Here is a 12,635-nt window from a genome sequence, read left to right as displayed (position 1 = left end):
AAGGCTGTAGCAGCGAAGAAGCCCGCCGCCCCCGCAAAAAAGGCCGCTCCCGCGAAGAAGGCCCCCAAGGCGCCTGCCCCTGCTGCTGCACCCGCCGCTCAAACTACTTTGAACCCCCAGGCGGCGTGGCCTTTCCCTACGGGCAACAAGCCCTGATCCTTGCGTGTCACGCGCTCAACCCGGTGCACTTGTGTACCGGGTTTTTTTCCGCCATCAGCGCGCGCTCTGCACCGAGCAGGCGGGAAATATCGCGCGTAGTTACGCAGCCTTGAAATCGAGGGTGTAGTTCTGCGGCCCGCGCTGTGCGATCTTGAGCGCGCCCACCCGATTGCCGAGCTCGGCACAACGCACCAGCGGCCAACCTTGTTCCAGGCCAAACAGCAGTGCGCCGCGCCACGCGTCGCCACATCCCGTTGGGTCCACCACCTGGGCGGGCACGGCCGCATGCACATGGGTTTTCTCTCCACCTACCCAGATCTCGCAGCCTTCTGCGCCAAGCGTCACCACCAGTCCCTGCACCTTGTGCGAGATCTCGGCAAGAGTCCAGCCCGTGCGGTCGCAAAGCATTTTTCCTTCGTAATCGTTCACCGTCACCCAGGTGGCTTGTTCAACGAATCGCGCCAGCTCTTCTCCATTGAACATGGGCAGCCCCTGGCCCGGATCGAACACAAAAGGAATACCCGCTGCGACAAACTGCGCCGCGTGCTCCAGCATGGCGTCACGACCGTCTGGCGCAATGATCCCCACGTTCACACCCATGCCAGGCACGATCCGGTTCCGGTGCGCCTGCATCATTGCACCGGGGTGAAACGCCGTGATCTGGTTGTTGTCCCGGTCCGTCATGATCATGGCTTGCGCGGTGTAGGTGTCCTGCACCTGCCCCACGTGGCGGGCACTGATCCCCAGGGATTCCAGGCGTTGCAGATACTCAGCCCCGTCGCTGCCCAACATCGCCATCGGCAGCGGCTCGCCACCCAACAGTTTGAGGCTGTAGGCAATGTTGCCAGCACAGCCTCCAAAATCACGCCGCAATGAAGGCACGAGAAACGATACGTTCAGGATGTGCAACTGGTCGGGCAGTATCTGCTCGGCAAAGCGTCCTTCGAACGTCATGATGGTGTCGAATGCCAGGGAACCGCAGATGAGGACAGCCATATCAGAAGAGGTAGTGGGTTAATTAAGATCAGGGATAAAAAGCCAGCAGCCGATATCCGGCCACGCGCGCTCCACCGGTAGTCACGATCACCGACACGGACGCGCTCCATTCCCCCCGGGCGGGCAACGCGCCGGGAGCTCCCATGTCGTTCGGCAACAGCACCCTTCGAAGCACGGGCTGGTCCTGCGTGTCGGTTAACGTGAGCTCGACCGCAGGTGTCGCCAGTGGTATCGAGGCCTTGTTTTTGATGGTCACCGAAAGTTGATAGCTGTCACCCCGGGCCTTGTTGAACGCGGAACTGTCTATAACCACATCAGCGATCTGGCGCGGTGGCGCGATCTCGCACCCAAGAGGACCACAGAGTGCCGTCAACCACGGTCGCGAACGAGGATCCATCGCCGCCAGCCGATCGCGCTCCTGAACGGCCACTTGCAAGGCAAGCGCCACCATCAATGTCGAGAGCACAAGGAACAGGCCCGCCCGCACCATTGGCTTGCGCCAGAACGCCTTGCGCCGGGCAGCAATCACAAAGCTGACTTCCTGTTCCGACGCTGCCAGACCTTCTTCGTCGTCAATGTGCTGCCCGCCACCCGAGGCCGACAATGGTTTGCGCGGAGGCGGCTGCAACACTGCTGCAGGGGAGTCATCTTCCACCAGCGAGAGGGGCTCTGCCTCCGGCACAAAATTCAGTGGCGGCAAGGGTGCTGTCGCCCCCACAACCGCAGAAGCAGGTACGGCCGCAGTTGGAGCCATTTCGGCCAACTCCGAATCCCCCCCAATGGATGAGCGCTTCGCAGGCAACTCCAGGGCAGGAAACTCCATAGGAGCTGCGCCCACCGAAATATCTGGCACAGGAACGAGGTCCTCTTCATCCGGCAACGGTGCCGACGGCAGCTCGTAGCCTGCTGGCGCAGAGAGTCCACTCGCGGGATCGGCGAGAGCACCGGCAGCGCTGTCTAAAGAAGCACCCATGCGGTCGGCTTGCTTGAAAGAAGCGGCCTCCGTCACCGTGGATGAAGGTAGAGCACTGCTGCCCTGACCCGCTGCTGGGGGACGAGACTGCGCATCAGAACGCCAGGTAAAAGGCTTCAGAAGTCCTGAGGGAGGATCTTCTTCCGCCGTGGCGCGCCCGCTGGGCGTTGCCGCCAGAAACGGCGGCACTGCAGGCTGGGGGATGTCCAGAACGGGCGATTCCGCCTCTCCCTGTGCCTGGGTTGAAACCTGCGCGATCTCATCGGAACGAGACGGGGCAAATGGCGTGGGCTGGGTTGCAGTGGAAACCTCAGCATACCCTTTGCCCGAAGGGGAGGACGCTGGCGGAGCCGGTGGCTGCCCCCAGGACCGGACGCCCCCCTGAGAACGTGTCACGGGAGCTGGGGGCGGGCGGGTATCGGTCAGCGATACATCGGGCAGCAATGACGGCGGGGCTGCAGGCAACAGGTACGCTGACGCGTCGAACACCTCATTGCACTGCCCGCACCTCACCCAGCCTTGCGAGATGCGCAATTGGTCTGCCACCACCTTGAAAGAGGTCGCACAGGACGGGCAGCGAGTGATCTGGCTCATCAGCGATGGATTGTAGGGGTGCGCAAGAGCCCGCCGCGGCGGGGATGCAGCCGGTCTCAGCGGCGGGCTGTCATCAGTATCCAGCCATCCTCTGCGTCCGACACTTCCAGCGGAACCCAAGGGGCGTAAGCCGCTTTCAGTTCGTCAGCCTGGCGTTCGAGAATTCCCGCCAGTACCAGGTTTCCCCCAGGGGCCACGTGGCTGCACAGGAGGGGCGCCAGCACGCGAAGGGGCGTGGCAAGAATGTTGGCCAACACCGTCTGGTATTCACCCCGCGCCTTGTCCGGCAGCCCCGCATGGAGCAACACGTCATTGGCTTTCGCATTCAGCGCCGTGGATTCAACAGCCGCAGGATCGATATCCACCGCATCGATATCCATAGCGCCAAACTTGGCGGCACCGATAGCAAGGATGCCGGAGCCACAGCCATAGTCCAGAACCCGGCCCAACGGATCGCCCATGGATGGTTCGATGGCGCCATGGCGGGCAATCCAGCGCAGGCACATGCGCGTTGTGGGGTGCGTGCCAGTCCCAAAGGCCAGGCCCGGATCGAGCCGGATGCTGCGCTTTGCCTGGGCTGGCAATTCATGCCAGGTGGGGACAATCCAAAAGTCGGGCGTGATGTCCACGGGCGCAAACTGCGACTGCGTGAGCCGCACCCAGTCCTGCTCGGGCACATGGGCAACGCCGAGCACCTGGCAGCCCGCGAAAAAGTCCTGCACTACCAGCAACTGCTGTGCTTCGCGGGCCGCCACCTCGGAGGGGAACAAAGCCACCACGCTACTGCGTTGCCAGCCATCCTTGGGCGGGGGCATGCCAGGCTCGCCAAACAGGGCCTGTTCGGCGTCCGTCTGCGCATCGGCATCCTCTACCGAAACGGACAGAGCATCGAGCGCATCCAGCGCATCGCTGACCGCTTCGATCCGGTCCTCAGGGCACATCAGACTCAGCTCAAACATAGACGCCTCTCGAAAAATGAAATGCTGACCCCTGTTGCCAAGGGCCAGCATATGAAACAGCCAGATGCCGTCTTCAGCGCTTGTGCTGCGACAGCCACTCTTCCAGGTAGTGGATGTTGGTGCCGCCGGCCATGAACTTGGCATCCACCATGAGCTCGCGGTGCAGCGGCACGTTGGTGTTGATGCCTTCGATCACCGTTTCGGACAGCGCCGTGCGCATGCGGGCCAGGGCCTGCTCGCGCGTGTCGCCGTGCACGATGATCTTGCCAATCATCGAGTCGTAGTTGGGGGGTACGAAGTAGTTGGTGTAGGCATGCGAATCCACACGCACGCCAGGGCCACCCGGCGGGTGCCAGGTGGTGATGCGGCCGGGCGACGGGATGAACTTGTACGGATCTTCGGCGTTCACCCGGCATTCGATGGCATGGCCGCGGATCTCGATCTGGCGCTGGGTGAAGGGCAGCTTCTCGCCTGCTGCCACCATGATCTGCGTCTTCACGATGTCCACGCCGGTGATCCATTCGGTCACGGGGTGCTCCACCTGCACGCGGGTGTTCATCTCGATGAAATAGAACTCGCCGTTTTCGTACAGGAACTCGAACGTGCCCGCGCCGCGGTAGCCGATTTTCTTGCAAGCGGCCACGCAGCGCTCGCCGATCTTTTCGATCAGCTTGCGCGGGATACCAGGCGCTGGCGCCTCTTCGATCACCTTCTGGTGGCGGCGCTGCATGGAGCAGTCGCGCTCGCCCAGATAAACCGCGTTGCGGTGCTTGTCCGCAAGGACCTGGATCTCGATATGGCGCGGGTTCTGGAGGAACTTCTCCATGTACACCGCCGGGTTCCCAAACGCTGCCCCCGCCTCTGCCTTGGTCATCTGCACGGCGTTGACCAGTGCGGCCTCGGTATGCACCACGCGCATGCCGCGACCACCCCCACCGCCTGCAGCCTTGATGATGACCGGGTAGCCCACGGCCTTGGCAATGCGACGGATCTGAACGGGGTCATCGGGCAACTCGCCCTCCGAGCCCGGTACGCAGGGAACGCCTGCGCGGATCATCGCGTGCTTGGCCGATACCTTGTCACCCATGATCCGGATGGATTCGGGGGTGGGGCCAATGAACTGAAATCCGCTTTTTTCCACGCGCTCGGCAAAGTCCGCGTTTTCGGACAGGAACCCGTAGCCCGGATGGATGGCTTCCGCATCGGTCACCTCGGCGGCCGAAATGATGGCTGGCATGTTGAGGTAAGACAGCGGCGAGGGCGCGGGGCCGATGCACACCGCTTCTTCGGCCAGCTTGACGTACTTGGCGTCGCGGTCAGCCTCGGAATAGACCATCACAGCCTTCACGCCCAGCTCACGGCAGGCGCGCTGGATGCGCAGAGCGATCTCACCACGGTTTGCGACCAGGATTTTTTTAAACATATTGCTTATCCACAGTGCATCGCGCTGCGCGCGACGCTTGAAACTGGCGCGCCACCGGACCAGGAGGCCACGCAAGCGCCATGATCACCTTGCTGACCTTGCTCAGGGCTGGGCTCCCCACCCACCTCGCCAGGCAACAGAAGGGCGATACGGCAACGCCGCTCAGCAGGTTGCACCCATTCATTCAATGACGAACAACGGCTGCCCGTACTCCACGGCCTGGCCGTTTTCACCCAGGATGCGGGTGACCGTACCTGTCTTGTCGGCCTCGATCTCATTGAGGATCTTCATGGCCTCGATGATGCAGATCGTCTCGCCTTCCTTGACCTGGCTGCCCACCTCGACAAACGCCTTGGCGCCCGGGCTGGAAGACCGGTAGAACGTACCCACCATCGGCGACTTGACGATATGACCTGATGGCACCGCAGGCGCTGGCAGCTCGGCCACAGGGGCAGCAGCGGGTGCAGGGGCGGCAGGCGCCTGCGCAGGGGCGGGCACAAACTGCTGCACTACACCTCCCACGCTCTTGACGATACGGACCTTGCCCTCGGCCTCGGTGATTTCCAGCTCGGAGACGTTCGACTCGGAGACGAGGTCGATGAGTGTTTTGAGTTTTCGCAGATCCATGGAAGCTCCAACGGCTATAAACTGAATAGGGCGCGAATTTACTCCAATTTCGGCCTACTTCACGCTTCCACGGCTATTTTTCATCAACCCCATGAAGAAAAATCTTCCGATGGCCTGGAAATGAACCGTCTGAGCAGCCACAAGGTCAGCGAAGGGCTGCCCACTGTTTCAGATCCTGGGGGGTTAACTGCCCCATTTTACGGTGCAGCACGCGACCGCTGGCGCCCAGCACCACGGTGAACGGCAGGCCACCCGTGAGATTGCCCAGCGACCGGCCCAGATCCGTCCCGCCCAGTCCGGCCAGCCCCACCGGAAACTCCAGAGGGATGCGTTGCAGGAATTTGCGCACCGCCGAAGGCTGGTCGATGGCCAGCCCCAGCACCTGCCAGCCGGCAGGAGACTGCTGGCGGTAAAAATCATTGAGCATGGGGAGTTCATCCACGCACGGCGGGCACCAGGTGGCCCAGAAGTTGAGCAGCAGCGGCTTGCCCGCCATGGACTGGAGCGACACCACGCCGCCTTCAGGTCTCTCGAACTCCATGGACCAGAGCGCCTGCTCCACGCCCTCCTCCATGGCATGCGGTTGAAACTTCCACCACGCCAGACCCGCGCCACCCAGGGCAGCGGCACCCGCGACCCCGGCGTACAGCAGGCGCCTTCGACTGTGCGAAGGCGGCGCGCCAGGCGCCGCGGAGGCGGATTCAGGAAGATCAGCTGGAGTGGTCATGGAACGGGTGTTTCCTCAAGCAAACGCCGCAGGGCGGTCATGTCGCCACGGGGCGCGCGCCCCCGGGAGTCCGGGCGCAGCGCGCCGCGCAGGTCATCAAGGTCATAAATCATCAGATGCACGCCGATCATCTCATTGAGCTCGGGCGATTTGCTGCCCACGCTCAAGGCCTCCACGGATTCGCCGTGAAAGCCGGTGACGGTCCGCGGCTCGTAGTCCACATGGTGATCGATCAGCGCAATCTCTGCTGATTTGGGGTCATCGCAGAACAACTGCAGGTAAATATCGGACAGCCGCGTGGCCGTTCCATGCCACACGGCACCCGCCAGGTGGGGGCGAAACGCCGCCATGCGCTCCATCCACACCAGGGCCAGCTGCCGCAGCGCCCTGAGCTCGCGCGGCTGCGTCTCCGCGCAAAAGAGCTGGATGTACTCGCGCACAGCGTCCTCGACCAGATCGTTGTCCGGCAAAGGCGTGCGCGCAGGCAAGCCCATCTGGCGCAAAGCCCGGCGCTTGGCCGGGCCCCATTCCAGCCCCTCTTCCACCACCAGACGGGCCGTGGTGTGGGCGATTTCTTCGCTCAAAGGTGTGTGCATGGCAGTACGGTCAACGGCGGGAAGGAAGCTGCATTGTGGCCCGCCACGCCGGGGCGCATTTCGGGTTTCCCCGGAGATTTCCAAGGCCACTATATTTTTCATAGCTTCTAACGCTTATCCATCAAGCGCTGGAGGCTTGTTTTATATTGAACCTTAGAATCTGCGCCCATGCATATACACATACTGGGCATCTGCGGCACGTTCATGGGCGGCCTGGCCGCACTGGCACGCGAGGCAGGCCACAAGGTCACAGGTTGCGACGCTGGCGTTTACCCACCGATGAGCGACCAGCTCCGCGCCTTGGGCATCGACCTGATCGAAGGCTTTGGGGCCGACCAGCTGGACCTCAAGCCCGACATGTTTGTGGTCGGCAACGTGGTGAGCCGCGTGCGAATGCCCGACGGTTCGCCCAAGTTTGCGCTGATGGAGGCCATCCTGGACGCTGGCCTGCCCTACACCAGTGGCCCGCAGTGGCTGGCCGAACACGTGTTGCAGGGCCGCCATGTGCTGGCGGTTGCGGGCACCCATGGCAAGACCACCACCACCTCGATGCTGGCCTGGATCCTGGAATACGCCGGGCAGCAGCCGGGCTTTCTGATTGGGGGAGTGCCGCTCAACTTTGGCGTGTCGGCACGCCTGGGCGCGCCCCGGCGCCCCGCGCCCGGCAGTGCACCGCTGGGGGCTGCGCCCCTGTTCGTGATCGAGGCAGACGAATACGACACCGCTTTCTTCGACAAGCGCAGCAAGTTCGTGCACTACCGCCCCCGCACGGCGGTACTGAACAACCTGGAGTTTGACCACGCAGACATTTTTGACGACCTGGCCGCCATCGAGCGGCAGTTCCACCACCTGGTGCGCACCGTGCCACCGTCCGGGCGTGTGGTGGTCAACGGGCTGGAAGAAAGCCTTGCCCGCGTGCTGCACACGGGCTGCTGGAGCGAAGTGTCCAGCTTCGGTGAAGCCGTGAGCGATTTTTCGGCACAGGGAGACCCGCAGGCCTTTGATGTGCTGCACCAGGGGCGCAAGGTGGCGCGTGTGGAATGGACACTGACGGGCGTGCACAACCAGCTCAATGCCCTGGCAGCCATCGCTGCGGCCCACCATGTGGGCGTGAGCCCCGGGGATGCGGCCACCGCGCTGGCCAACTTTCAGAACGTGAAGCGGCGCATGGAACTGCGCGGCACCGTGAACGGCATCGCGGTGTACGACGATTTTGCCCACCACCCCACCGCGCTCCGAACCACAATGGATGGCCTGCGCCGCAGCCTGGGCCCGGACGTGCGCATCCTTGCCGTCTTCGAGCCCCGCAGCAACACCATGAAACTGGGGGCCATGAAGGCCCAGCTTCCGTGGGCGCTGGAGCCCGCCGACCTGGCGTTCTGCCACACCGCGGGGCTGGACTGGGACGCGGCACAGGCGCTCGCCCCCCTGGGTGTCGGCCCTGGCCTGCGTGCGCAAACCGCTGCCGACATCGACGCCCTGGTACTACAGGTGACCGCCGCAGCGCGCCCCGGCGATCACATCGTGTGCATGAGCAACGGCGGGTTTGGCGGCATCCATGCCAAACTGCTCAATTCGCTACAAAAAATATAGCTGACAGCGCTTGATCATCAAGCGCTAGAGCCTTTTTTTACCTGAAATTTCAGTCCGACATTCAGAACGAAACAGCCATCGCGGGCACATCCACGCGCACCACGGGCTTGGCCAGGGCTGCGCTGGCGGCACGGGCAAAGTCGCGGGACCACGCAGGATCGGACATCAGCGCATCACCTGCGGCACGGGCCACGGTCAGCACCTTGTCCGCCAACAGCACCTTGCCGCTGGCGCGCAGGGGCTCGCAGTCCAGCGCGGTGAACTGGTCGTCCAGCCAGCGCCTGCCCGCCTCGTGGCCCATGGGTTCGGCGCCTGCCAGATCAAAACGGAATTCCTGGTTTCCGGCCAGAACGACCGACACTTCGCTGAGCATGATGTTTACCTTTCTTCTGTTTTGATGGCTTGAGCCCGCAGTTTAGGGCCTGCGGCCCGTGCTGTGGATCAGCGTGCGCGACGCGCCTTCACGGCTTCCGACAGATCGGCCAGCGCTTTCACGGAGTCATCCCAGCCCAGGCAGGCGTCGGTGATGCTCTTGCCGTATTCCAGGGCATCGGGTTTGTCCTTGCCCGGCGAGAATTTCTGCGCACCGGCCGTGAGGTGGCTTTCGATCATCAGCCCGAAGACGCTGCGCGAGCCGCCGGCGAGTTGCGCTGCGATATCGCGGGCCACATCCAGCTGCTTTTCATGCTGCTTGCTGCTGTTGGCATGGCTGCAGTCGACCATGAGCGTTGCGGGCAGCTTGGCAGCCTCCAGATCCTTGCAGGCCGCAGCCACGCTGGCCGCATCGTAGTTGGGCGCCTTGCCGCCCCGCAGGATCACGTGGCAGTCCTTGTTGCCCTTGGTGTTCACAATGGCGACCTGGCCGTTCTTGTGCACCGACAGGAAATGGTGGCCGCGGCTGGCCGACTGGATGGCGTCGGTCGCAATGCGGATATTGCCGTCCGTGCCGTTCTTGAAACCGATGGGCGCCGACAGGCCCGAGGCCAGCTCGCGGTGCACCTGGCTCTCGGTGGTGCGGGCACCGATGGCGCCCCAGCTGATCAGGTCGCCAATGTATTGGGGCGAGATCACGTCCAGGAACTCGCTGCCGGCCGGCATGCCCAGGCGGTTGATGTCGATCAGCAGCTGGCGGGCAATGCGCAAGCCTTCGTCGATGCGGTAGGTTTCGTCCAGGTAGGGGTCGTTGATCAGGCCCTTCCAGCCCACGGTGGTGCGGGGCTTTTCGAAGTACACGCGCATCACGATCTCCAGCGTGTCCTTGTATTGCTCGCGCACGACCTTCAGGCGCCGGGCGTATTCGAGCGCGGCGGCGGGGTCGTGGATGGAACAGGGGCCAATCACCACCAGCAGGCGGTCATCCTTGCCGGCCATGATGTTGTGGATGTTTTTGCGGGTCTGGGTGATCAGCGTCTCCACCGGCGTACCGCCGATCGGGAAAAAGCGGATCAGGTGCTCGGGAGGAGGCAACACGGTGATGTCCTTGATACGTTCGTCGTCGGTCTGGCTGGTTTTCTCGACGCTGCGGTACCAGGCATCGCTGGCGGGGTTGGAAAGGGCCGTCATGGTTGCTTCCTCGTGGGGTAAGTTGAAGTGAGATGGGAAAACGGGAGGGCAGAAAACAAAAACCGCCGGGCTTTGCAGCGTCGGCGGTTGGTATGGGGAGGTTGTGTGTGCTTGCGCGTTTTCCTCTCATCCGCCGGGGACCGAGATAAAAAACCAAAAATAAAACGCGCTGCGAACTTGCATGGCACCCAATGTAGCACAGGAGTGCGGCAGTGCAGCAATTGCGCGATGTTGCAATTGCGCTACAAAACCCCCGTGAAACGCGCAGCACAGCGTGCACTTCAGCTCCTTCGCTGCCGGAACCAGGTCTGGATTTTTTGCAGGAAAGAGCGGCTCCGCGGGGGCGCAGAATCCTGCAGTTCGCTGTGCGCGTCGCCATGGTGTTCGTACATGTCGATCAGCAACAACGCCTCGCCCAGCGTGCGCCAGGCCAGCAGCTCGAAATGGTCGAAGCTTGTGCTCTCCCTGGAGCTTCGGCGCTCCAGCATCTGCTGCCAATGGGCAATGGCGTTGCGCAGCTCGCGCAGCGCGCGCTGGTAGGCGCCAAACTCGTAGAGCGCATGCCACGCCGAGCCCAGGCCTGTCAGAAACAACTGGTGTTCGCGCGCACATTGCGACAGGGCCGCCACGTGGCGCGCAATCGCCGCGGTGTCGGTGCTGGTGCGCCGGATGCGCACCGCTTCGTCAATCTGCGCCGACAGGGCACCCAGGCTGTCCCGCAACTGGCGCGAGTCCTCATCGGCAACGCCTTCGCGCAGAAAGCGGCTGATGTCGCCAAACGACTGCAGGGTCAGCAACTGGCTAGGGCGCGTGGCAGACATGGTGATCACATTGTGCGCTGCCTGTGGCGGCGCGCAGCACTTTCAGGGACCGCAAAAACCCGTAGGCCGAAACGCTGCCGCAGGCCCGCCTGCAGCGTCGCCTCTTCAGGCCGTGCCGCCCACGGTCAAACCCTCGATGCGCAGCGTGGGTTGGCCCACGCCCACGGGCACGCTCTGGCCTTCCTTTCCGCAGGTGCCGACGCCACTATCGAGCCGCATGTCGTTGCCGATCATCGTCACCTTCTTGAGCGACTCGGGGCCGCTGCCAATGATGGTGGCGCCCTTCACCGGGTACTGGATCTTGCCGTTTTCTACCCAATACGCCTCACTGGCCGAGAACACGAACTTGCCCGAGGTGATGTCCACCTGCCCGCCCCCGAAGTTGCTGGCGTACAGGCCCTTCTTGATGCTCGCGATGATCTCCTGCGGGTCCTTGTCGCCGCCCAGCATGTAGGTGTTGGTCATGCGTGGCATGGGAATGTGCGCATAGCTCTCGCGGCGGCCGTTTCCGGTGGGCGCCACACCCATCAGGCGTGCATTGAGCGAATCCTGGATGTAGCCCTTCAGGATGCCATCTTCGATCAGCACGTTGCGCTGGCTGGCGTGGCCCTCGTCGTCCACATTCAACGAACCCCGACGGTCGGCAATGGTGCCATCGTCCAGCACCGTCACGCCCTTGGCCGCCACGCGCTGGCCAATGCGGCCGCTGAAGGCGCTCGAGCCCTTGCGGTTGAAGTCACCTTCCAGCCCGTGGCCAATGGCTTCGTGCAGCAGGATGCCGGGCCAGCCCGATCCCAGCACCACCGTCATCTCGCCCGCAGGCGCGGGGCGCGATTCCAGGTTGACCAGGGCTGCGTTCACGGCCTCGTCCACGTACTTGCCCATCTGCTCGTCGTCAAAGTAAGCCAGGCCAAAACGCCCGCCGCCTCCGGCCGAGCCCATTTCGCGGCGGCCGTTCTGCTCGGCGATCACGGTGACTGACAGGCGCACCAGCGGGCGCACGTCGGCGGCCAGGGTGCCGTCGGCACGGGCCACCAGCACCACGTCGTATTCGCTGGCGAGGCCAGCCATCACCTGCGCCACCCGCGGGTCCTTGGCACGGGCGCGCTGCTCCAGCTTTTCCAGCAAGGCCACCTTGGCCGTGCTGTCCAGTGATGCGATCGGGTCAACACCCGGATACAGGCTGCGCCCCGCTGCTACTCTTTTAGGAGCTATTCGCGCTTTACCATCCTGCGCTGCAGCCGAAATAGACCGCACAGTGCGGGCCGCATCCAGCAGGGAGGCCTCCGAGATGTCGTCCGAATAGGCGAAAGCCGTCTTTTCGCCACTCACCGCGCGCACGCCCACGCCCTGGTCGATGCTGAACGAGCCCGTCTTGACGATGCCCTCTTCCAGGCTCCAGCCCTCGCTGCGCGTGTACTGGAAGTACAGGTCGGCATCATCCACCTTGTGGGTGCGGATCTCGGCCAGCGCGCGCGCGAGGTGGCGTTCATCCAGGCCGAAAGGGGTCAGCAGCAGTTCGCGGGCAACATCGATGCGCTGGCTGGTGGCCGCGCGCTGGGGCGCGGCAGTGGTGGAGCGAAAGGTCATCCGGGCATTTTAGG

General features: G+C 63.5%; 12 protein-coding genes and 2 pseudogenes. 2 read left to right on the top strand and 12 right to left on the bottom strand.

The features are described from left to right. Positions 1-156, top strand: a pseudogene (locus KYG_RS25155) (histone); the annotation flags it as partial. A 102-nt stretch (positions 157-258) separates the two neighbouring features. Here KYG_RS25155 and KYG_RS09950 read toward each other — a convergent pair. The 8 genes and pseudogenes from KYG_RS09950 to KYG_RS09920 form a co-directional block, all read right to left on the bottom strand. Then, complete coding sequence (locus KYG_RS09950) at positions 259-1,155, bottom strand: carbohydrate kinase family protein (RefSeq protein ID WP_008904760.1); 897 nt, start codon at positions 1,153-1,155, stop codon at positions 259-261. A 28-nt stretch (positions 1,156-1,183) separates the two neighbouring features. Then, positions 1,184-2,164: a DUF3426 domain-containing protein gene (locus KYG_RS25150; protein ID WP_237707243.1), complete on the bottom strand. Its 981-nt coding sequence runs from the start codon at positions 2,162-2,164 to the stop codon at positions 1,184-1,186. 492 nt (positions 2,165-2,656) lie between these two features. Next, positions 2,657-2,722: pseudogene (locus KYG_RS25480) on the bottom strand (MJ0042-type zinc finger domain-containing protein); the annotation flags it as partial. Between the two features lie 56 nt (positions 2,723-2,778). Next, entirely contained in the window at positions 2,779-3,681 is a 903-nt protein-coding gene (gene prmA / locus KYG_RS09940; protein WP_008904758.1) for a 50S ribosomal protein L11 methyltransferase, read from the bottom strand. Positions 3,682-3,754: 73 nt separating this feature from the next. Further along, positions 3,755-5,104: an acetyl-CoA carboxylase biotin carboxylase subunit gene (gene accC / locus KYG_RS09935; protein WP_008904757.1), complete on the bottom strand. Its 1,350-nt coding sequence runs from the start codon at positions 5,102-5,104 to the stop codon at positions 3,755-3,757. A gap of 180 nt (positions 5,105-5,284) precedes the next feature. Continuing rightward, positions 5,285-5,731: an acetyl-CoA carboxylase biotin carboxyl carrier protein gene (gene accB / locus KYG_RS09930; protein ID WP_008904755.1), complete on the bottom strand. Its 447-nt coding sequence runs from the start codon at positions 5,729-5,731 to the stop codon at positions 5,285-5,287. 145 nt (positions 5,732-5,876) lie between these two features. Next, on the bottom strand, positions 5,877-6,458 hold the full coding sequence (locus tag KYG_RS09925; protein ID WP_034693983.1) for a TlpA disulfide reductase family protein: 582 nt from the start codon (positions 6,456-6,458) through the stop codon (positions 5,877-5,879). Further along, a complete protein-coding gene (locus tag KYG_RS09920) occupies positions 6,455-7,054 on the bottom strand; it encodes a hypothetical protein (protein WP_034693981.1) in 600 nt (199 codons plus the stop codon). The genes KYG_RS09925 and KYG_RS09920 overlap by 4 nt, the downstream gene beginning before the upstream one ends. Positions 7,055-7,222: 168 nt before the next feature. Here KYG_RS09920 and mpl point away from each other — a divergent pair, with 168 nt between their 5' ends. Then, entirely contained in the window at positions 7,223-8,647 is a 1,425-nt protein-coding gene (mpl, locus tag KYG_RS09915) for a UDP-N-acetylmuramate:L-alanyl-gamma-D-glutamyl-meso-diaminopimelate ligase (RefSeq protein WP_008904752.1), read from the top strand. A gap of 61 nt (positions 8,648-8,708) precedes the next feature. Here the strand turns inward: mpl and KYG_RS09910 are convergent, their stop codons facing one another. From KYG_RS09910 to tldD, 4 genes are all read right to left on the bottom strand, one after another. Beyond that, entirely contained in the window at positions 8,709-9,020 is a 312-nt protein-coding gene (locus tag KYG_RS09910; RefSeq protein ID WP_008904751.1) for a hypothetical protein, read from the bottom strand. A gap of 68 nt (positions 9,021-9,088) precedes the next feature. Beyond that, complete coding sequence (locus KYG_RS09905) at positions 9,089-10,210, bottom strand: 3-deoxy-7-phosphoheptulonate synthase (RefSeq protein ID WP_008904750.1); 1,122 nt, start codon at positions 10,208-10,210, stop codon at positions 9,089-9,091. A 281-nt stretch (positions 10,211-10,491) separates the two neighbouring features. Beyond that, the gene (locus KYG_RS09900) at positions 10,492-11,031 is read right to left on the bottom strand and encodes a hypothetical protein (protein WP_034693997.1); all 540 of its coding nucleotides are present in this window, start codon (positions 11,029-11,031) and stop codon (positions 10,492-10,494) included. A gap of 105 nt (positions 11,032-11,136) precedes the next feature. Then, positions 11,137-12,621 carry a metalloprotease TldD gene (tldD, locus tag KYG_RS09895; protein WP_008904748.1) on the bottom strand — a complete coding sequence of 495 codons (1,485 nt, stop codon included), beginning with the start codon at positions 12,619-12,621 and terminating at the stop codon, positions 11,137-11,139. Positions 12,622-12,635: the final 14 nt, after the last annotated feature.

The organism is Acidovorax sp. NO-1, assembly GCF_000238595.1.
Lineage (GTDB): Bacteria > Pseudomonadota > Gammaproteobacteria > Burkholderiales > Burkholderiaceae_C > Acidovorax.
This window is presented reverse-complemented; position numbering and strand designations above follow the sequence as displayed.